The following is a 19,353-nucleotide window of genomic DNA, read 5'->3' on the forward strand; positions in this document are numbered from 1 at the left end:
TCCAGCGGCCTGGCCCGGGTGGCCATGCCGGAGATCATGGCCTACGGCTCGACCAAGGGCGCCCTGGACACGTTCACCCTGAACCTGGCCAAGGAACTCGGCCCCCGGGGCATCACGGTCAACTCGGTGGCCCCAGGCATCGTCGACACCGACGTGAACGCGGGCTGGCTGCGGGGAAATCCGGCGGCGCAGGCCCACGCGGCGTCGATCTCGGCGCTGGGCCGGGTGGGCCGGCCGGAGGACATCGCCGACGTGGTGGCCTTCCTGGCCTCGGACGACGCCCGCTGGGTCACCGGCCGCGTGCTGGACGCGACCGGTGGTTCCGCGCTGTGAACGGGATCAGAGCTCGGCGACGCGCTGCACCGCGGGCGCGACGAACTCCTCGATCCACCGGGCCGGCGTGCCGGTGGGCGGGGCGACGATCACGGTCTTGATGCCGATCTTGGCGTACTCCTGCATCTGCGCGACGAAGGTGTCCAGGTCGGCGGCGCGAGTGGTGATGGTGGCCTCGATCTCGGCGTAGTCGCGGCCGACGGTGTCGCAGTGGGCCTTGATGACGTCGAGCTTGTGGCTGACCTCCTCGATGGAGGTGGGGAACAGGTTGCAGGCGTCGGCGTACTGGGCGACCAGGCGCAAGGTCTTCTTCTCGCCGCCACCGCCGATGAGGATGCGCGGGCGCGGGGAGCGCACGGCCGGCGGGTGGTTGATGGTCTCGGCCAGCTGGTAGTGCTTGCCCTCGTACGGCCCGTCGTTGCTCTGGTCGAACATCTGCAGGCAGATCTGCAGCGTCTCCTCCAACCGCTCGAACCGCTCCTTGAGCGGCGGGAACGCCACGCCGAGGCCGTGGTGCTCGCGGTCGTACCAAGCGGCTCCGATGCCCAGGGTGCCGCGGCCGTTGGACAGGACGTCCAGCGTCGTGACGATCTTGGCCAGCAGGCCGGGGTTGCGGTAGGTGACGCCGGTGACGAGCAGGCTGAGCTCGACACTGGACGTCTGCGCGGCGAGGAAGCCGAGCGTGGTGTAGCCCTCCAGCATGTCGTCGGCCGCGCCGCCGTTGTGCTCCATCTGGAAGTAGTGGTCCATGACGGAGATCCAGCCGACGCCGGCGGCCTCGGCGTTGCGGGCGACGGCGGCCAGCTCCGCGGCAACGCCGGCCGAACCCGCGGGATTGTCGAACTTGGTGACGTGGACGCCGACTCGCACGGTCGTCTCCCATTCGGTCGTGAGTGTCGCCACAACGCTAGGCGCTGGAGCGCGCTCCAGGTCAATCCCGTGCTTATGCTCCCCTGATGTCCAGGTTGCGGATAGATCCGTACATCCTCGCGCTGCTGGCCACGGTGGGCCTGGCCGCCGTCCTGCCCGCGCGCGGGGTCGTGGCGACCGGGCTCGGCCACGTGACGACGATCGCGATCGGCTTCCTGTTCTTCCTCTACGGCGCGCGGCTGTCGACCCGGGAGGCGCTGGACGGCCTGAAGCACTGGCGCCTGCACACGCTGGTGTTGGCCTGCACCTTCGTGTTGTTCCCGGTGCTGGGCCTGCTGTGCCAGCTGCTGGTGCCGCACCTGCTGACCCCGGACCTGTACACGGGCGTGATGTTCCTGTGCTGCCTGCCGTCGACGGTGCAGTCGTCGATCGCGTTCACGTCGATCGCCCGCGGCAACGTGGCGGCGGCGATCTGCAGCGCCTCGTTCTCCAACCTGATCGGCATCGTGCTGACGCCGTTGCTGGTCACGGTGTTCATCGTGAACGGAAGCGGCGGCGTGTCCTTCGACTCGATCCGCGACATCCTGCTGCAACTTCTGGCCCCGTTCGTCGCCGGCCAGGTGTTGCGGCGCTGGATCGCCGGCTTCCTCACCCGGCACAAAAAGGTGTTGGGCTACGTGGACCGGGGATCCATCCTGTTGGTCGTGTACGCCGCATTCAGCGAGGGCGTGGCCGCCGGCATCTGGGGCCGGCTGTCGGTCGTCTCGCTCGCCCTGTTGCTCGCATGCAACACCGTGTTGCTCGCAGTCGTGCTCGTCGCGACGACGGTGCTGGCCCGACGGCTCAAGTTCGGCAAGGCGGACGAGATCGCCATCGTGTTCTGCGGCTCGAAGAAGTCGCTGGCCAGCGGGCTGCCCATGGCCAGCGTGCTGTTCCCGGCGGCCTCGGTCGGCCTGACCGTGCTGCCGCTGATGCTGTTCCACCAGATGCAGCTGATGGTCTGCGCCTGGCTGGCCCGCCGCTACGCCGACCAGTACTCGCATGCGTGACCTGACCGCGCTGCCCAAGGCCCACCTGCACGTCCACCTGGAGAGCTCGATCCGGCCGTCGACGCTGGCCGAGTTCGGTTTCGCCTCGCACGCCACGGAGTTCGACGGTTTCCGGTCGTTCGCCGACCACAACTCGCTGGTACGCCAGTGCCTGACCAGGCCGGAGCACTTCACCCGGATCGCCGCCGAGTTCTGCGAAGACCAACGGGCACAAGGGGTTCACCACGGCGAGGTGACGTTCACGGCCGCCGCGCACGGGGAACGGCTCGGCGATCCGGAGATGCCGCTGGAGGCCGTGCTCGACGGCCTCACGCCGGAGTTCTCCGTGATACTGGACCATTCCCGGCGGCGCGGGGTCGAACGCTTCGCGAAGACGCTCGATCTGGCTCGCCGTCACGACCGGGTGGTGGCGATCGGCATGGCCGGCGAGGAGCGGCACTCGATGGCGCCGTTTGCGGAACTTCTCGACGCCGCAAGGGATTCCGGCATCAAGTTGGTGCACCACGCCGGCGAGGACGCCGGGCCGGACAGCATCCTGGAGGCACTGGACCTCGGCCACGCCGCCCGCATCGGGCACGGCATCCGCTGCCTGGAGTCACCCGGTCTCGTGGCCCGTCTCCGGGACGAGCAGGCGCCGCTGGAGGTGTGCCCGTCCTCGAACGTGGGCCTAGGGCTGGTGCCGTCCTGGCCGGAGCATCCGCTGCCGCGGCTGGTCGACGCCGGGCTGCTGGTCACCGTGAACACGGACGTGCCGGCGTCGGTGGGCACGGACCTGGTCACCGAGTTCGCGCGGATCCGCGAGGTCTTCGGCTACGACGACGAGGCGCTGGCCGCGCTGGCCCGGGCCGGGGTCGACGCCTCGTTCGCGTCGGATGCGAGCAAGGCGGAGTTGCATGCGGCCATCGCCGCCTGGCTGACGCTCGACCCGTGAGACCCGGAACGGGCACGGGCCGAGCGCGCGATGCTCAGAGCATGCGGACGCCGACGGCCTGCGGCCCCTTGCGTCCCTCACCGACCTCGAACTCGACGACCTGGTCCTCGGCGATGCCGCCGGAGTCGTAGCCCTCGATCTCCGTGTGGTGCATGAACAGGTCCGGGCCACCCTCGGCGGGCTTGATGAACCCGAATCCCTTGGCGCCGCTGAACCACTTGACAGTTCCCTGAGACATGCGAGTCCTCTTCCTCGTTGTGGGCGCGCGCTCAAGGACCCGACGCCGTGGTCGGGGAGCGCGAGCCGGCGAACCGGTCAGACGTGGACGCGCACGGCCCGGGGTGGCTCGTCCAACCCCAGCATGCAGAGCAGCTCCCGACAGTCACCGGCGTCGAGGGCGTTGCCGGCGACCGTGATGCTGGCCCGGGCCTGCTGGTCCGCGCGCACCACCTCCGCCGCGTCGGCGCGCTCCTGACCGATTCCCCCGGCCATGCTGCGTGACCGGTCCGTCCGCGCGATGCGCCTCATGACCGGCACCGCGACTTCGAAGAAGAAGGCGAAAAACAAACCTCGAGCAGGCATTCCGGCAACAAGCCGGTACTCCCGTCTCCGGCCGGTAACCACCGAGCCGGGCTGGGTCCGGGCCTCGTGACGGCGGACTGCCGCCCACTGACACCCTGACCTGCTGACTGTACCCCAGCGGGGGCGGACAGCGGAGAATCAGCGCAGTACGGTCTTCGCATGCCCGAACAAGCAGGCGGTCCCGTGCTCGGTCCGACCCTGGACGAGTGGATCAAGGCCCGCGAGGAGACCGAGCGGCACCTGGCCACCGCCGAGCCCCCGGTCGACGAGCTCTGGGTGCAGCGGCTGTCCGACCTGCTGGCCACCGAGCGGTCCTGGCAGGACCAGTACACGGAGTTGATCGCGATCGGCCGCCGGGACGGCCGGTTCCCCTCCTCCAACCGCTGAGGCGCAAGGAAAACCGCGCGGGGCCTCCAGTAGAATCTCCGCTCTGATGAGCGCCACACTCGTAGCCAAGGACCTGGCCGCCGGGCATGGGGACCGTGTGCTGTTCTCCGGACTGGACCTGGTCGTCGCCCCGGGCGACGTGATCGGGCTGGTCGGCGTGAACGGCGCGGGCAAGTCGACCCTGCTGCGCACGCTGGCCGGGCTGATCCCGCCCGAGCAGGGGTCGATCCGCCTGAACCCGCCGTCCGCGACGGTCGGGCACCTGCCACAGGAGCCGGAGCGCCGCCCGGGAGAGACGGTCCGGGAGTTCCTGGGCCGCCGCACCGGCGTCACGCAGGCCCAGCTGGACCTGGACAATGCCACGGAGGCGCTGACCGAGGGCCGGCCCGGCTCGGACGACGCGTACGCGACGAGCCTGGACCGCTGGCTGGCGCTCGGCGGCGCCGACCTGGACGAGCGTGTCGACGAGGTGATCGCCGACCTGGGCCTGAGCATCGGCCTCGACCAGGCGATGACCTCGCTGTCGGGCGGTCAGGCGGCCCGCACCAGCATGGCGTCGCTGCTGCTGAGCCGGTACGACATCTTCCTGCTCGACGAGCCGACCAACGACCTGGACCTGGACGGCCTGCACCGGCTGGAGCGGTTCGTCGCGGAGCTGCGGGCCGGCACGGTGCTGGTCAGCCACGACCGCGAGTTCCTGGCCCGCACGGTGACCAGGGTGGTCGAGCTGGACCTGGCCCAGCAGCAGGTCAACACCTACGGCGGCGGCTACGAGTCGTACCTGGAGGAGCGGGCGCGGGCCCGTCAGCACGCTCGTGACGAGTACGAGGACTACGCCGACACGAAGTCGTCGCTGGAGGCGCGGGCCCGGATGCAGCGGGGCTGGGCCGACAAGGGCGTCCGCAACGCCATGAAGAAGTCCCCGGACAACGACAAGAACATCCGCGCGGCCCGGGTCGCCTCCAGCGAGAAGCAGGCGTCCAAGGCCAAGCAGACGGACCGGATGCTCGAACGGCTGGACGTCGTCGAGGAGCCACGCAAGGAGTGGGAGCTGCGGATGGAGATCGCCGCCGCGCCCCGCTCGGGCTCGGTGGTGGCGACGCTGCGTGGCGCGGTGGTCCGGCGCGGCGCCTTCACGCTGGGTCCGGTGGACCTCCAGATCGACTGGGCCGACAAGGTCGCGATCACGGGCGCGAACGGCGCCGGCAAGTCCACGTTGCTCGCGGCCCTGCTCGGGCGGCTGGAGTTGGACGAGGGCGACGCGGCGCTGGGGCACGGCGTGGTCGTCGGCGAGGTGGACCAGGCGAGGCAGCTGTTCTTCGGCGACGCCGCGCTGCTGTCGGCGTTCGAGGCGGCCGTGCCGGAGCTGGCGCCGGCCGAGGTCCGGACCCTGCTGGCCAAGTTCGGACTCGGGGCCAACCACGTGCTGCGGCCGGCCGTCACGCTCTCCCCCGGCGAGCGCACCCGGGCCGCCCTGGCGCTGTTGCAGGCCCGTGGCGTGAACCTGCTGGTGTTGGACGAGCCGACCAACCACCTGGACCTGGTGGCAATCGAGCAGCTGGAGTCGGCCCTGGCCAACTACCGAGGCACGTTGCTGCTGGTCACACACGACCGGCGGATGCTGACGGCGGTGCACACCACACGGCGGCTCGAAGTGGTCGACGGCAAGGTGTTCGACCGGAGCTGACCCGCTAGTGTTGCGGGGCAATGGAATTGTCCGGTGGTGACGAGTCGCGGTGGCAGACGCGCTCGCCCGCGCGCACGGTCGTGCTGGCCGGCCGCACCACCACGTCGACGATCCGGCTGCTGGACACGACGTGGTACTTCGGCGCGGACGATCGCGTGCAGCTCCGCTTCACGGTGAACGAAACCAGCCGGTTCAGTACAGGTGCGCGTGAGGTGCTCGGCGCGGCCGGCGTGCGGCGGCTGATCCCGTGGCCGGCGATCCGGGAGACCCGCTACGGGCTGCTGGTGTCGGCCAGCGAGAACATCGACTTCCACGAGCTGCACGCCGAGCAGCGGGTGCTGGTGCTGCCGCACGGCATCGGCTTCAACAAGATCGTGCCCTCGGCCGAGGGGCCTCGGCTGGCCGGCCTGCCGCCGGCCGAGGCGCTGCGCACCGGCCGGGTGAAGGTCGTGCTGGCCCATCCCGACCAGCACGAACAGTTGTTGGCCGCCTGCCCGGAGATCGACGGGCACACGGTGGTCACCGGCGACCCCGTCTTCGACCAGCTGCGCGGCAGTGTCCGGCTGGCCGAGCACTACCGGCATCGTCTGGGCACGGGCGGGCGGAGGCTGGTGTTCCTGTCCTCGACCTGGGGCCAGGAATCACAGCTGGGCCGCGCCCGTGATCTCGCATCCCGGCTCCTCGGCACGCTGCCGGCCGACCGGTACCAGCTGGCCATGGCGGTGCACCCGAACGTGTGGGTGGAGCACGACGTGGACGTGCGCCGGTGGCTGCACCACGCAGTGAAGGCGGGTTTGCTTCTGCTGCCGCCCGAGCGGGGCTGGCACGCGGCGCTGGTCGCCGCCCACCTGGTCATCGGCGACCATGGCTCGATTTCCCTGTACGCCGCCGCACTGGGCAAGCCGCTGCTGCTGACCGGCTACGGCGACGAGGTGGTCGAGGCCACCCCGATCGATTCGCTGGGCCGGCTGGCCCCACACCTCGATCTGGGCGGTGACCTGCGCAAACAGGTCGACCAGGCGATGGCCGAGCACGATCCTTCGGTGTTCGCGCCGTTGACCGGCCGGGTGTTCGCCCACGTCGGCACGTCCCCCCTCCGCCTGCGGGACGCCCTGTACCGGGAGCTCGACCTGGAGCCGTCGGAGGATCTGCCGCTCCCCCGCTTCCCGGACGCCCGGCCTTATGCGGAGCCGGTGACCGCGTTCAACGTGCGGGCCTCGTTCACCGGGCCGTCCACGCTCACCATCGAACGCTTTCCCCGCGCCGCCACCACCCGCGAGGCCGACCAGCATCTCGCCGTCCGCGAGGACGAGGAGGACCTGCGCTTGGCCGAGTTGGCATCGGTGCTGGTCAGGGCCGAGATCATGGACGATCCGGCGGCGTGGGCGACCCGGAGCCTGGCCCTGTACGGCGCCTTGGTCGTCGCGGCCGCCACCCCCACCGGCTGCCATGCCGCCATCCGGGACGGCCGTCGGGTCGCCGTCACCGGCTCACTCGATCCCCTGCTGCTGGCTTCGGCCGTCTACGCCTGCGTGACCGCCCGCCGCCCGCTCACCCAGGAGATCACCGTTGCCGGACAACGGGTTTCACTCGCCGAGCTTGGCCCGTAGCCGTTCCGCCTCGGGGCCGCCGAACTGCTCCTGGATCTTCAGCGCCGCGCTCAGCTGGACCCGCCGCTCCGCGTCGTCGCCACGAAGGACGGCCAGGTCGGCCAACGCTTCCCGGACCTGTACCACGTAGTTCAGATGACCGCCGGCCAGCAGCGCCGCCAATGAACTGTCCAGTTCAGTTCGGGCGTCGTCGAGTCGCCCGAGTCGCATGTGGACAGTGCCGAGCCCGATGCCCGCCCGCGCCGCCATCCGCTGGTCGCCCACCGCACGGCACAGCTCGATCGCCCGGCGCAGCGTGAATTCCGCTTCGGCGTAACGCTCCTGCGCGAGCAGCGCGGTGCCCACGAACATCGTCACGAAGGCGACACCGCGCTCGTCGTGCTCCTTGGTGAACTCGGCGATGGCCTGTTCGTACGCGGTGATCGCGGCCGCCGGATCCCCGGTCGTGTCGCGGAACCGGCCGATCAGCTCCCACACCGAGGCCGACAGCCGCCCGTCACCGGACTCCTCGGCCAACGGCAGCGCCAGATCCAACTGCTGCCGCGCGCGGTCGACGTACCCGAGATCCAGCAGCGCCCGCGACATGAAGCTGCGCAGCCGCGCCTCGACGCGGCGATTGCCGACCCTGTGCGCGGCGAGCGCTCCCACCTCGCTGGACTCGATCCAGTCCGAGAGGTACCGCTGCCCCAGATACAGGGCGGTCAGGCTCTCCGCCAGCTGCCAGGCCTCGTCGTGCCAGCCGAACGAGTAGGCGGCGCGCACGGTCGCCAACACGTTGGTCCGCTCGGCGTCCAACCAGGCATAGGGATCGACGCCGTCCCAGGGATCGTCGAGCGGCTCGGGCGCCGGCGTGAAGCGCAGCCGACCGGGGCCGAGAAGTTGGTGGTCGGCCAGGGCCGCCCGTCGCAGGTAGTACTGGATCGCCCGCAGCACAACACCTTCACGCGCGGTCGCCGACTCACCGGCCAGCGCCTGCTCCTCGGCGTGCCGCAACACCAGGCTGTGGAAGCGAAAGCGGCCGTTGTCCTGCTCGGTCAGCAGGTTCACGGCGACCAGCCGGTCCAGCGAACCGTGCGAGCCCGTGGCCTCCTCGGCCAGCTGCTCCCCGAATTCCACCACCGGCAGCATGCTCAGCCGCCGGTAGAGCCGCGCGGTCTCGTCGGAAAGATCCTGGTACACCACGGAGAACAGGGCCGACACCGAGTCGATGCCCCGGGCCCTGATGTCGGCCACGAGCTTGCCGACGCGCAACGACCGCCGCTCCACCAGCCGCGTGCCGGCCGTGCGCAAGGCGATCGGCAGTCCCTCACACAGCGCGACCAGCTCGGCGGTCTCCGCCGGCTCCGCGTCCAAGCGGTCCGGACCGCAGATGCTGGCCAGCAGGTCGCGGCCGTGCTCGGCGTTCAACGGCTCCACCACCAGCACTTCGGCGCCGAGCTGGCCGATCAGTTCCGCCAATCGGTCGTTGCTGGTGACCAGCACGACGCTGCCGGAGCCGTTGGGCAGGAAGGGATACACCTGCGCCGGCTCGGTGACGTCGTCCAGCACCACCAGCGACGCCCGGCCGGCCGCGCAGCTGCGGTAGAGGTTGGTCAGCTCCGGCAGGCTCTCCGGGATCAGGTCGTCCTTGACGCCGTAGCTCCGCACGCACGCGCTCAGTGCGTCGCCGACGGTCCGGCCCCGGAGGTCGACGTACAACTCGCCGCCGGGAAAGGGAGCCGGCCGACTGCCCGCCAGTTCACCGGCCGCACGCGTCTTTCCACTGCCAGCCAGGCCCGTCAACACGGCAACCCGTGTCGGCGCACCGGGATCGGCCGACAGCAGGCTCTCGGCGCGGGCCAGCAGATCCACGCGGTTCACGAAATGCGGCAGCCGGGCCGGAAGCTGGCGCGGGATCAGCGGCGCTCCGCCCTGGTAGATCGTGACCGACCCGATCTCGCCAGCCTGAACGATATTACCGGCGTTGTCGCCCGAGAACTCGTTGCTGACCGACTCGTCCGACACGGAGGTTAACGGTACGCGATCATCACCACACCGCGAACCCAACGGCGGGGATCACCCGCTCGGGCTAGGCGACGCGGGCCCGCAACCAGGCCAGTTCCGCCTCCCGCCCGGCGGCCAGGACCGCCTGTCGGCACTGCTGGTACGGATCCGCCGCCGCCGGCAGCCCCCGGGACTCCAGCACCGCGAGCCGCCGCCGCAGGAGCTCGCCGGCATTGGGCAGCACGGCCAGGAAAGCCAGCGCCGTCAGCCAGGCCGGATCGTCCGCGACGTCGACGGAGGCCAGCCGGCGGACCAGTTCGAGGTGTCCGGCCGGCGTAAGGGTGAGCACCTGCCTGGGCGCTGCCACTCGTCCTGGCCGGGTCTGCCTGGTGACCAGGCCCGCCGCCGTGAGCCGCTTGATCGCCGGGTACAGCGTGCCGTCCGCCACCGGCCGGCCATGCCCGGTGATCTGGGGAATCCGCAGCCGGAGCTCGTACCCGTGCGCCGGGCCGGCGGCGAGCAGCCCCAGGATCACCAACTCCACCATGCCTGCATTAAAGCGGTCGGGACAGCGGCGGCGGGAGGGGCGAGAGGAGTGGTTGGAGTGGTGATTCAGGACTTGGGGAGGCCGGGCGGGTTGATCTCGGAGCGCGGCACGGCCTCGTTGGCCAGGCCCCAGCGGTCCAGGACCTTGCGATAGCTGCCGTCGGCGATGATCTGGTTCAGGGCGTCGGCGAGGGCCTGCACGAAGCCGTTGCCCTTCTTGGTGGTGGCGGCGATCTCACCCTGGAGGGTGGGGCCGGCTCCGGAGACGGTGCCGATGATCTCGGTCTGGCCGGAGGACTTGGCGTGATAGGCGGCGGTGGGGTTGGGCCCGAGGTAGGCGTCGATGCGCCCGGACTGCAGGGCCAGGTAGTAGTCGGTGGAGTTCTGGAAGTACTTGACGTCAACGGGTTTGAGGCCCTTGGCCACGTTCTGGGCGTTCCAGTCGAGCAGGAGCTTCTCCTGGTTGGTGCCCGACGCCACGGCGATGGTCCGGCCGGCGACGTCGGCGGCGCCGGCGATCTTCCAGTTGCCGCCCCTGCGCGCCTCGAAGGAGACGTTGTCCAGGCGGTAGGTGGCGAAGTCGTACTTCTCCTTGCGCTCCTCGGTGACGGTGATGTTGGTGAAGCCGGCGTCGTACTTGCCGGAGTCGAGGCCCACGAACACGTTCTCCCACGAGGCGACGGTGACCTGGGTCCTGAGCCCGAGCACGTCGGCCACCAGGCCGGCCAGGTCGACCTCGACGCCGATGGGGGTCTTGTTGTCGGTGTCGTAGAAGGTCAACGGGGGCACGGTGCCGGCGTTGGTGATCACCTGGAGGGCGCCGCGATCGCGGATGGCCGACGGCACCTCGGCGGCGATCCGGTCGACCTTGGCGGTGGTGATCCGGGGCTGCTGCTGGCTCTGCTCCCCCGCCGCGGCGCCGCAGGCGGTCAGCGTTGCCGCGGCCAAAACCAGGGCTAATACCTTGCTGTACAACGCATTCCTCCTACAGGACCTTGGAAAGGAACGATCTGGTGCGCTCGTGGGACGGGCTGTCCAGCACCAGCGAGGGCGGCCCCTGTTCGAGCACGCGGCCGTCGTCCATGAACACGACGGTGTCGGCGACCTCGCGGGCGAAGCCGATCTCGTGCGTGACGACGATCATGGTGGTGCCGCTGCGGGCGAGATCCCTCATCACGTCCAGCACCTCGCCGACCAGCTCCGGATCGAGGGCGGAGGTTGGCTCGTCGAACAGCACCACCTTGGGGTCCAAGGCCAACGCGCGGGCGATGGCCACCCGCTGCTGCTGGCCGCCGGACAGCTGGCGCGGATAGGCGTCGGCCTTGTCCACCAGCCCGACCCGGCCGAGGAGCTCCACAGCCCTGACCCGGGCCCGATCCTTGGACAACCGTCCATTCGCGACCGGAGCCTCGGCGATGTTGTCGAGCACGGTCAGATGCGGGAACAGGTTGAAGTTCTGGAACACGAAGCCGATGGCGCTGCGCTGCTTGAGCACATCGCGTTCCTTGAGCTCGTGCAACCGGTTGCCGCGACGGCGATAGCCGATGAGCTCGCCGTCCACCCGGATCTGCCCGCGGTCCACCTTCTCCAGGTGGTTCACGCTGCGCAGCAGCGTGGACTTGCCGGAGCCGGACGGCCCGAGCACCACGGCCACCTCGCCGGCGGCGACGTCCAGGTCGATCCCCTTGAGCACCCCGTGGGCGCCGAAACTCTTGTGCACGTCCCGAATCTCGATCATCGGGACCCCTTGGCGTAGTGGCGTTCCACGTAGTGCTGCACGAGCGAGAGCACGGAGGTCAGCACCACGTACCAGACGGTGGCGACCATCAGCAGCGCCACCACGCGGGCGTTGCGGCCGTAGATCACCTGGACCTGGTAGAAGAGCTCGTTGATGGCCACCACCGACACGATCGACGTGCCCTTGAGCAGCCCGATCACCTCGTTGGCGGCGGTGGGCAGGATCGATCGCATCGCCTGCGGGAGAACGATTCGCCGGAACTGGCGGAAGCGGGGAATGCCGAGCGCGGCGGCGGCCTGCAGCTGGCCCGGGTCCACGGCGAGCACGCCGGAACGGATGATCTCGGCCGAGTAGGCGGCCTGATGCAGGGTCAGGCCGATCACGGCCGCACCCAGGGGAGAGAACAGGTCCTGGGTCGGCACGGTGAACAACACCGGCCCGAACGGGATGCCGAACCCCAGCTGGGGATAGAGGTACGAGACGTTGAACCAGAAGATGATCTGCACGATCAGCGGGATGGAGCGGAAAGCCCACACGTAGCCCCACGCGACCGTCCGCAGGAAACGGCTGTGCGACAGGCGCATCACCGCCAGCACCGCGCCGACGGCGAAGCCGAGCACGGTGGCGTAGGCGGTGAGCTGCAGGGTCACGCCGAGGGCGCTGACCACGGCGCCGCTGGCGAAGAAGGCGGCGAAGGTCGGCCAGTCCCAGCCGGGATTGGTGGCCAGGCCGTGCGCGAACTGCGCGAGCAGCACGAGCACGACGGCGATGCCGGCCCACCGCAACGGATAGCGGGCGGGCACCACGCGGAGGTCGGCGGGCGCCGACGTGGTGGGGCGCGGAACGGACAGGGTCACGCGGCCCATCCGAACAGCGCGCCCACCGACACGTCAACGAATCCTAGAGAGTGAGAATTCAGCCGTTCCGAAGTGCGGGGAAGTCCTCCTCGCGATGTTCACCATGTGGACGCTGGTCGCCGTCGTGCTTGTCCCGCTCGGCGCCGCGCAGCTCGACCCGGCGGATCTTGCCGGAGATCGTCTTGGGCAGCTCGGCGAACTCCAGCCGGCGGATTCGCTTGTACGGAGCCAGGTGCTCGCGGGAGTGGGCGAAGATCGCCTCCGCGGTGGTCGCGTCGGCGGCCCAGCCTGCGGTAAGGACGATGTAGGCCTTGGGAACGGCCAGCCGCACCGGGTCCGGCGACGGCACCACTGCGGCCTCGGCGACGGCCTCGTGCTCCAGCAGCACACTCTCCAGCTCGAACGGCGAGATCCGGTAGTCCGAGGCCTTGAAGACGTCGTCGGCCCGGCCGACGTAGGTGATGTAGCCGTCCACATCGCGGGAACCGACGTCGCCGGTGTGGTAGTAGCCGTCACGCATCGCCTCGGCGTTGCGCTCGTCGTCGCCGTGGTACCCGACCATCAGGCCCAGAGGCCGCTTCGACAGGTCGACGCAGATCTCACCCTCGTCGCCGAGCTCGCCGGAAGCGGGGTCGACCAGCACGACCTCGTAGCCGGGCACCGGCCGGCCCATCGCGCCCGGCTTGATCGGCTGGCCGGGCGTGTTGGCCACCATCACGGTCGTCTCGGTCTGCCCGAAGCCGTCGCGAACCGTGACGCCCCAGGCCTTCCGCACCTGGTCGATCACCTCGGGGTTCAACGGCTCACCCGCGCCGACGACCTTGCGCGGCGGCGTGGTCAACGCCGTGAGGTCGGCCTGGATCAGCATGCGCCACACCGTCGGCGGCGCGCAGAAGCTCGTCACCCCACAGCGGTCCATCTCGGCCATCAGCCGGGCCGGGTCGAACCGGGTGTAGTTGTAGATGAAGACCGTGGCCTCGGCGTTCCATGGCGCGAACACGTTGCTCCACGCGTGTTTCGCCCAGCCCGGCGAGGAGATGTTCAGGTGCACGTCGCCGGGCTCCAGCCCGATCCAGTACATAGTGGACAGATGCCCGGCCGGGTACGAGGCGTGGGTGTGCTCCACCAGCTTCGGCTTGGCCGTGGTGCCGGAGGTGAAGTACAGCAGCAGGGTGTCCTCGGCCCGGGTCACGCCGACGGGCTCGAACTGCACCGGCGCGTTCACCGAGTCGGCGTAGTCCAGCCACCCGTCGGCGGCGGCCCCCACGGCGATCCGGGTGTAGTCGCCCGGCACGTCCGCGTAACTGCCGGGCAGGCCCGTGACGACATGCTTGGCCTCGCCCCGCGAGACTCGATCCCGCAGGTCAGCGGCACCGAGCAGGGTGCTGGCCGGGATCAGCACGGCCCCGAGCTTCATGGCCGCCAGGATCGTCTCCCACAGCTCGACCTGGTTGCCGAGCATGAGGATGACCCGGTCGCCGCGGCGCACCCCGTGCCCACGCAACCAGTTCGCCACCTGGTTCGACCGCCGCGACATCTCGGCGAACGAGACCTTGCGCTCGCTGCCGTCCTGCTCCACGATCCACAGCGCCGGACGCTCGTTGTCGGCGGCGATCGTGTCGAACCAGTCCAGCGCCCAGTTGAACTCGCCGAGCTCTGGCCAGCGGAAACGCTCCCTGGCGACGGCGTATTCTGATCCGTGGGCGAGCAGCAGGTCGCGGGCCGCCCGGAATGCGGTATCGGTCACGCAGGCGATGGTGGTGCCGGACGGCGCAGTCCGCTACCCCCGGAAAGGGGGACCGATGCAGGGTGACGCGGTCGAGGTGCGCCGTGCCCTGGCCACGATACGGACCGTCACCGGGCTGCCGGTCGCCTTCGGCGGCGTCGTGCAGCCGGGCGGCGTGCGGCTGACCGAGCTGATCGGGACCAGCACCACCTCACTGTCCAACCTGGTCGTCACGCGGGGCAACGGCCTCGGCGGCAAGGCGTTGGCCCTGGCCAAGCCGATTGCGGTGACCGACTATTCACACGCCGCCGGCATCAGCCACCAGTACGACCTGCCGGTGACGGCCGAGGGGTTGCGGTCCATCGTGGCCGTGCCGGTCGTGGTCAACCGGGTGGTGCGGGCCGTGTTGTACGGGGCGCTGCGCCAGGCGTTGCCGCTGGGTGACCGGGTGCTCACCGCCGCCCGAGACGCGGCGCGGGACCTGGAGCAGGGGCTCGCGGTGCGGGACGCGCAACGGAGCCGCGTCGAGGACGTGATGGTCCCTCGCGGCTGGGAAGAGGTCCGGGCCGCCCACGCCGAACTGCGGCAGCTGGCGTCCGAGGTCACCGACGAGGCCTTGCGGCAACGGGTGCACGAGGTCTGCGCACGGCTGGCCGCCTCGTGGGCGCCACCGGACGCGCCGGTTCCATCCCTGTCGGTACGTGAGCTGGACGTGCTGGCGGCAATCGCGCTGGGGCAGACCAACGCGGAGGTGGCGTGCGGTCTGGGCGTGCGGCCGGAGACCGTCAAGGCCTACCTGCGCAGCGCCATGCGCAAGCTGGACGTGCACTCGCGGCTGGCCGCTGTGGTGGCCGCACGGCGGCACGGGCTGCTGCCCTAGGTTGGTGGCCATGACGGTCATCGACTTGAACAGCGATCTCGGCGAGGGTTTCGGGGCCTGGCAGCTCGGCGACGACGACGCCCTGCTCGACGTCGTGACCAGCGCGAACGTCGCCTGTGGCTTCCACGCCGGTGACCCGACCGTGCTGCGTCGGGTGACCGAGCGGGCGGCCGAGCGCGGCGTCGCCATCGGGGCCCAGGTCGGCTACCGGGACCTGCCCGGCTTCGGCCGCCGCTTCATCGACGTCGACCCGGCCGAGCTGGTCAACGACGTCATCTACCAGATCGCCGCGCTGGACGGCTTCGCCCGCATCGCCGGCACGCGGGTTCGCTACGTCAAGCCGCACGGGGCCCTGTACAACGCGATCGTGACGAACGCGGCGCAGGCGGCGGCGGTGGTGGACGCCGTGCGCCGGTACGACCCGTCGCTGCCGATCCTCGGGCTGCCGGGCTCGGAATCCTTGCGGCAGGCCGAATCCGCCGGGTTGACGCCCGTACGGGAGGCGTTCGCCGACCGCGCCTACACGCCGTCCGGCGAGCTGGTGTCACGGCGGCTGGACGGGGCGGTGCTGCACGACGTGGAGGCGATTGTCGCCCGCTGTCGGCGAATGGCGGTGGACGGCACCGTTGCCGCGATCGACGGCACGGTCGTTTCCGTTGTGCCGCAGTCGTTGTGCGTGCACGGCGACACCCCCGGCGCGGTGGAGATCGCCCGCCGCGTCCGCGCCGGCCTGCTCGAAGCGGGACTGACCCTGGCCCCGTTCGCGGTCTGACCGCCGTGATGCAGGGAAGGACGCCTTACGAGGAACGCAAACCACGTATCCTATTCGATGGCAACAGTGGAGTCGATCCGGGCTCAATATCGCCGGGAGATGGGTATGGAAAGCTTCTGCTTTAACGGGAGCGATCCGTTGTTAATTCGCGCACCCTATCAGGTGCATAAGGTGTACGCTAACACGCAGCCTTTGCCGCCGTTGCGGGCTGCTTCCCTCAATTTGCATTCAGCAAGGGCTCTACGGGTCTTCGGACTAATGCCTCCCTTGTACTCTCTTGTGTCCTGAATTGAACCCGAACTCGTGGAGCTCTGGAGCCGAAAACCCGTCTACATAGCAAGTCCGAGACTGCTGCATGTGTGTAGGAATCCCAGGGGGGGCACCCGGCGCAGCAGCGTGGCGGCCTCGTCGGCCTGGCCGGCGGCCAGCAGCAGGTCGACGGCCTCCACCGACAGGTCCGGCACCGCGGGCGTGGACCAGGCGGCGGCAGTGAGCAGCTCGGCGGCCTCGCGGACGTGACCGCAGCCGAACTCCGCGACCGCCAGGTTGCGCAGCGCCCACGGCGACACGTCCAGCTCGATGGACCGCCGCCACGCGGCGATGGCGGCCTCGTTTTCCCTTGCCTGCCACCGGGCGACGCCGAGGTGGTAGGCGGTCAGCCAGTTCTCCGGCGCGGATTCCAGCATCTGCCGCCACGGCGCGGACACCAGGCTGCGCCCGGGCGGCAGCTCGGGATCGGTGGCGGTCATGTTGCCGCGCAACAACTCCAGCCACGGCCGCTGATCGGGCCCCAGCCCCGTGAACGGCGTGCCGGGCAGCCGGACGCCGAGGCGGGTCAGCTCCAGCGCGCCCCAGCCGGAGCCGGCGGCGATCAGGTCACCGGGCGGCAGCTCGTCCCACTCCGTGTGGCCGCGCGGGTCCCGGACCTTGGTGTCGACCTGGAGCGCCTCACCCTCGGGCAGCACGAAGTCGATCTGGTACGGCAGGTCGCGCGAGACGTCCCACTCCCACACCCGCAGCGTGTCCTCCCCGACCGGGGCGGCGAACACCGGGCCGCCGCTGACCGGCTGGAACGTGGGCGCGGAGAACGGCACCGGACGGTGTTCCCGTCTGTGCCACAACGAATGCAGCCGACCGCCCCGTCCGATGAGGACGGTCGCGATCAACCGCTCGTTCTCGAGCACCACGGCCCGCACCGGACGCGGGTCCCGAGGTCGGGCCGTCCGCCGCGGCCACGGCACCGCTCCTATCGCACCAAGAGCCGACACCGGGCCGCTCGGACCGCACTCGACGACCGGCAGCACCACCTCGGCTTGACGCAGCTGGGTCACCACTCACTCCCCGACTCGCCTGCGCGAATGCTCCCGAGCGACCGCACCGCTGTCAACCTGAGCGTCCCCCGACCAGGTCACGTTGACATCGTCACTGGGTGTTTCACCGCCGGGGAAGGCCTCTCGCCACGCGCACCACCCGTCGGCCAGGAGACCAGCCACGGCACCGCAAGGCGCGTCCACGAGGTGATTGAGGCCGGCGCCGGGTTGGGACCGGTGTCACTGCCGGTCACCGACACCCTCTCCACGCCGGCTGCCCATTTTGTCGGCGGGACCACCCGCCCGGGTGATGCCGTCGTCCGGGAGGCGCGAGCGCCCCGGGTTCTGCTAGGGCGGGTCTGTCGGCGACGGGCGTGGCCGTTCAGGCACCGGTTCGCAACGCTTTGGCCGATCCGTGTCTGCTGGGGTCAGCTCCGGCGCCTCGGTCGGCGCGGCAGATCCTTTGCCGCGTCCGGTGATCCGTCCGTGCCGGCCGCGCAGCTTCGGCCGGCGACCCCGGCGAAGGTGTTCCACTACGATTGCCGCGGGACGAGCAACCGCTGTCCTCGGGGCATTTCGCCGCGCCGGAGGTGATCACCACCGACGCGGCCGACGACGAACAGGCGCGGCGGATGCAGGACGTCCTGTCCGGGACGGCGTTGACCGATCCGGACGTCATGGCCCAGTTCGTGGCCGACTGCCGTCAGCGCTGGTCGACCAAGGACGATCGCGTCGCCGGCACCCTGTGGTGGTACAGCACCAGCAGCATCGTGCTGACGGCGTTGCTGACCCGGCTGGCCGAGATCGACCTGGCCGCCGATCCGGCCCTGGAACGACTTCGCGTGCACGTCGGCGCGGACGGGCGGATCGTCAACGCCTACCCCGGCGGGTTGCTGCCCGAAGTGGCGGAGCTGCCGGGGGCGTTGCGGGCGGCGCTGAGCCCGGTGTTGGCCACGCTGTCCGAGGTGTCCGGTGTACGGCTGCCGCCGTTGTGGGCCATCACCACGGATGCGGTGGCCAACACCCTCCTGCGGGCCTGGCGGGAGCTGGGGGCGCCGGCCAAGGGCATGGAGCAGGCGTCGTGGTTGGTGGCGGGCATGGGATCGCCGCTGCCGGCGGCCCGGTTCGTGGAGCTGGAGGGAAAGGTGTTGGTGCGGCGGGTTTCCTGCTGCCTCATCGACCACGCGGGGTTCGCCGCCTGTGCCAGCTGCCCGCATCAGGAGCCGGAGACGCGGAAACTGCGGATGGCGGCCGCGGCGCAGGCGTTGTGACGGTCAGGGTTTGCGGGCCACGCCGGCGTAGATGCCGGAGTGGGTGGGGTCGTCGCCCAGGTCGGCGGCGGACTGCGGGCGCCAGTTGGCGGTGAAGACCACGCCCGGGTCGACCAGGTCGAAGCCGTCGAACATGGCGGTGACCTGGGCGTGGGTGCGGGGGTGGATGGGCTCGGCGCTGTGGGAGAAGACATCGACGGCCCTGGCCATGCCCTCCTCCATGTTGTCCGGGGTGAAGTGGGACAGCGCGAGGTAGCTGCCGGAGGGCAGGGCGTCGCGGAAGCGGGTGATCACCGCGGGCGGGTTGTCGGCGTCGCCGACGAACTGGAGCACGCCGACCATGAGCAGGCCGATGGGCTGGGTGAAGTCCAGCATCCGGCGGGTCTCGGGGTCGTTGAGGATGCGCTCCGGATCGCGGAGGTCGGACTGGACCATCACGGCCTGTGGGTTGTCGCGCAGGATGAGCTGGCTGTGGGCGACGGCCACCGGCTCGTAGTCGACGTAGACGACACGGCAGGAGGGGTCGGCCTCGTGGGCGATCTCGTGCACGTTGCCGACGGTGGGAATGCCGGAGCCGATGTCGAGGAACTGGCGGACGCCGCTGTCGATGAGGAACAGCACGGCCCGACGCAGGAAGGAACGGTTGAGCCGGGCCATCTCCCGGACCGGCACGACCTGGGCCAGCTGGTCGCCGATCATGCGGTCGCGCTCGAAGTTGTGGGCTCCGCCCAGGACGTAGTCGTAGATCCGGGCCGAGCTGGGAACGTCGATGTCGACCTCGGCCGGCACCCAGTCCACCGCACCTGACATGGCTCCTCCGC

The 19,353-nt window shown here is 70.3% G+C and carries 20 protein-coding genes; 9 read left to right on the forward strand and 11 right to left on the reverse strand.

Features of this window, described 5'->3' with window-relative positions; translation table 11 throughout:
* Window positions 1-333 (forward strand): SDR family NAD(P)-dependent oxidoreductase (locus KUTG_RS17910; RefSeq protein ID WP_157495573.1); only part of this gene is annotated, 333 nt, incomplete at its 5' end.
* A 6-nt stretch (window positions 334-339) separates the two neighbouring features.
* Here the strand turns inward: KUTG_RS17910 and KUTG_RS17915 are convergent.
* The gene (locus KUTG_RS17915) at window positions 340-1,203 is read right to left on the reverse strand and encodes an LLM class F420-dependent oxidoreductase (RefSeq protein ID WP_043729753.1); all 864 of its coding nucleotides are present in this window, start codon (window positions 1,201-1,203) and stop codon (window positions 340-342) included.
* 86 nt (window positions 1,204-1,289) lie between these two features.
* Between KUTG_RS17915 and KUTG_RS17920 the strand changes: the two genes are divergently transcribed.
* A complete protein-coding gene (locus KUTG_RS17920; RefSeq protein ID WP_043718295.1) occupies window positions 1,290-2,252 on the forward strand; it encodes a bile acid:sodium symporter family protein in 963 nt (320 codons plus the stop codon).
* Window positions 2,245-3,183: an adenosine deaminase family protein gene (locus tag KUTG_RS17925; protein ID WP_043718297.1), complete on the forward strand. Its 939-nt coding sequence runs from the start codon at window positions 2,245-2,247 to the stop codon at window positions 3,181-3,183. The genes KUTG_RS17920 and KUTG_RS17925 overlap by 8 nt, the downstream gene beginning before the upstream one ends.
* A gap of 34 nt (window positions 3,184-3,217) precedes the next feature.
* Here KUTG_RS17925 and KUTG_RS17930 read toward each other — a convergent pair whose 3' ends face one another.
* Both KUTG_RS17930 and KUTG_RS17935 read right to left on the reverse strand, forming a co-directional pair.
* Complete coding sequence (locus KUTG_RS17930) at window positions 3,218-3,421, reverse strand: cold-shock protein (RefSeq protein WP_043718299.1); 204 nt, start codon at window positions 3,419-3,421, stop codon at window positions 3,218-3,220.
* Window positions 3,422-3,498: 77 nt separating this feature from the next.
* On the reverse strand, window positions 3,499-3,711 hold the full coding sequence (locus KUTG_RS17935; RefSeq protein WP_157494605.1) for a hypothetical protein: 213 nt from the start codon (window positions 3,709-3,711) through the stop codon (window positions 3,499-3,501).
* A 213-nt stretch (window positions 3,712-3,924) separates the two neighbouring features.
* On the opposite strand from KUTG_RS17935, the gene KUTG_RS17940 reads away from it, so the two are divergent.
* The 3 genes from KUTG_RS17940 to KUTG_RS17950 are packed head-to-tail and all read left to right on the forward strand — an operon-like array spanning window position 3,925 to window position 7,449.
* Entirely contained in the window at window positions 3,925-4,152 is a 228-nt protein-coding gene (locus KUTG_RS17940; RefSeq protein ID WP_157494606.1) for a hypothetical protein, read from the forward strand.
* 46 nt (window positions 4,153-4,198) lie between these two features.
* The gene (locus KUTG_RS17945) at window positions 4,199-5,839 is read left to right on the forward strand and encodes an ABC-F family ATP-binding cassette domain-containing protein (RefSeq protein WP_043718306.1); all 1,641 of its coding nucleotides are present in this window, start codon (window positions 4,199-4,201) and stop codon (window positions 5,837-5,839) included.
* A gap of 20 nt (window positions 5,840-5,859) precedes the next feature.
* Window positions 5,860-7,449, forward strand: coding sequence for a UDP-N-acetyl glucosamine 2-epimerase (locus KUTG_RS17950; protein WP_043718308.1), 1,590 nt, complete (start codon window positions 5,860-5,862; stop codon window positions 7,447-7,449).
* On the opposite strand, the gene KUTG_RS17955 is transcribed toward KUTG_RS17950, so the two are convergent.
* The 6 genes from KUTG_RS17955 to KUTG_RS17980 all read right to left on the reverse strand — a co-directional run bounded on the left by KUTG_RS17955 (window position 7,426) and on the right by KUTG_RS17980 (window position 14,320).
* The gene (locus KUTG_RS17955) at window positions 7,426-9,453 is read right to left on the reverse strand and encodes an NB-ARC domain-containing protein (RefSeq protein ID WP_043729754.1); all 2,028 of its coding nucleotides are present in this window, start codon (window positions 9,451-9,453) and stop codon (window positions 7,426-7,428) included. The genes KUTG_RS17950 and KUTG_RS17955 overlap by 24 nt on opposite strands.
* 64 nt (window positions 9,454-9,517) lie before the next feature.
* On the reverse strand, window positions 9,518-9,979 hold the full coding sequence (locus KUTG_RS17960) for a PadR family transcriptional regulator (protein ID WP_043718309.1): 462 nt from the start codon (window positions 9,977-9,979) through the stop codon (window positions 9,518-9,520).
* Between the two features lie 65 nt (window positions 9,980-10,044).
* Entirely contained in the window at window positions 10,045-10,953 is a 909-nt protein-coding gene (locus KUTG_RS17965; protein ID WP_043718311.1) for an ABC transporter substrate-binding protein, read from the reverse strand.
* A 10-nt stretch (window positions 10,954-10,963) separates the two neighbouring features.
* On the reverse strand, window positions 10,964-11,716 hold the full coding sequence (locus KUTG_RS17970; RefSeq protein ID WP_043718313.1) for an amino acid ABC transporter ATP-binding protein: 753 nt from the start codon (window positions 11,714-11,716) through the stop codon (window positions 10,964-10,966).
* The gene (locus tag KUTG_RS17975; RefSeq protein ID WP_232240844.1) at window positions 11,713-12,573 is read right to left on the reverse strand and encodes an amino acid ABC transporter permease; all 861 of its coding nucleotides are present in this window, start codon (window positions 12,571-12,573) and stop codon (window positions 11,713-11,715) included. The genes KUTG_RS17970 and KUTG_RS17975 overlap by 4 nt, the downstream gene beginning before the upstream one ends.
* Before the next feature lie 58 nt (window positions 12,574-12,631).
* The gene (locus tag KUTG_RS17980; RefSeq protein ID WP_084579446.1) at window positions 12,632-14,320 is read right to left on the reverse strand and encodes an AMP-binding protein; all 1,689 of its coding nucleotides are present in this window, start codon (window positions 14,318-14,320) and stop codon (window positions 12,632-12,634) included.
* Between the two features lie 55 nt (window positions 14,321-14,375).
* Between KUTG_RS17980 and KUTG_RS17985 the strand changes: the two genes are divergently transcribed.
* Both KUTG_RS17985 and KUTG_RS17990 read left to right on the forward strand, forming a co-directional pair.
* A complete protein-coding gene (locus KUTG_RS17985) occupies window positions 14,376-15,179 on the forward strand; it encodes a helix-turn-helix transcriptional regulator (protein WP_043718321.1) in 804 nt (267 codons plus the stop codon).
* Between the two features lie 10 nt (window positions 15,180-15,189).
* Complete coding sequence (locus tag KUTG_RS17990; RefSeq protein WP_043729755.1) at window positions 15,190-15,951, forward strand: LamB/YcsF family protein; 762 nt, start codon at window positions 15,190-15,192, stop codon at window positions 15,949-15,951.
* A gap of 329 nt (window positions 15,952-16,280) precedes the next feature.
* Here the strand turns inward: KUTG_RS17990 and KUTG_RS17995 are convergent, their stop codons facing one another.
* Window positions 16,281-17,282, reverse strand: a complete 1,002-nt coding sequence (locus KUTG_RS17995; protein WP_157494608.1) for a tetratricopeptide repeat protein — start codon at window positions 17,280-17,282, stop codon at window positions 16,281-16,283.
* Window positions 17,283-17,800: 518 nt separating this feature from the next.
* On the opposite strand from KUTG_RS17995, the gene KUTG_RS18000 reads away from it, so the two are divergent.
* Complete coding sequence (locus KUTG_RS18000; protein ID WP_052394826.1) at window positions 17,801-18,532, forward strand: (2Fe-2S)-binding protein; 732 nt, start codon at window positions 17,801-17,803, stop codon at window positions 18,530-18,532.
* A 3-nt stretch (window positions 18,533-18,535) separates the two neighbouring features.
* Here the strand turns inward: KUTG_RS18000 and KUTG_RS18005 are convergent, their stop codons facing one another.
* Window positions 18,536-19,342 (reverse strand): SAM-dependent methyltransferase, encoded by an 807-nt coding sequence (locus KUTG_RS18005; protein WP_043718326.1) that lies wholly within the window; start codon window positions 19,340-19,342, stop codon window positions 18,536-18,538.
* Between the last annotated feature and the right edge of the window lie 11 nt (window positions 19,343-19,353).

It is taken from the genome of Kutzneria sp. 744 (assembly GCF_000568255.1).
GTDB lineage: Bacteria > Actinomycetota > Actinomycetes > Mycobacteriales > Pseudonocardiaceae > Kutzneria.

Coding starts and splice junctions, on each gene's coding strand:
- KUTG_RS17920 (WP_043718295.1), top strand. CDS start 1,290: ATGTCCAGGTTGCGGATAGATCCGTACATCCTCGCGCTGCTGGCCACG.
- KUTG_RS17925 (WP_043718297.1), top strand. CDS start 2,245: ATGCGTGACCTGACCGCGCTGCCCAAGGCCCACCTGCACGTCCACCTG.
- KUTG_RS17930 (WP_043718299.1), bottom strand. CDS start 3,421: ATGTCTCAGGGAACTGTCAAGTGGTTCAGCGGCGCCAAGGGATTCGGG.
- KUTG_RS17935 (WP_157494605.1), bottom strand. CDS start 3,711: ATGAGGCGCATCGCGCGGACGGACCGGTCACGCAGCATGGCCGGGGGA.
- KUTG_RS17940 (WP_157494606.1), top strand. CDS start 3,925: ATGCCCGAACAAGCAGGCGGTCCCGTGCTCGGTCCGACCCTGGACGAG.
- KUTG_RS17945 (WP_043718306.1), top strand. CDS start 4,199: ATGAGCGCCACACTCGTAGCCAAGGACCTGGCCGCCGGGCATGGGGAC.
- KUTG_RS17950 (WP_043718308.1), top strand. CDS start 5,860: ATGGAATTGTCCGGTGGTGACGAGTCGCGGTGGCAGACGCGCTCGCCC.
- KUTG_RS17960 (WP_043718309.1), bottom strand. CDS start 9,979: ATGGTGGAGTTGGTGATCCTGGGGCTGCTCGCCGCCGGCCCGGCGCAC.
- KUTG_RS17970 (WP_043718313.1), bottom strand. CDS start 11,716: ATGATCGAGATTCGGGACGTGCACAAGAGTTTCGGCGCCCACGGGGTG.
- KUTG_RS17985 (WP_043718321.1), top strand. CDS start 14,376: ATGCAGGGTGACGCGGTCGAGGTGCGCCGTGCCCTGGCCACGATACGG.
- KUTG_RS17990 (WP_043729755.1), top strand. CDS start 15,190: ATGACGGTCATCGACTTGAACAGCGATCTCGGCGAGGGTTTCGGGGCC.
- KUTG_RS18005 (WP_043718326.1), bottom strand. CDS start 19,342: ATGTCAGGTGCGGTGGACTGGGTGCCGGCCGAGGTCGACATCGACGTT.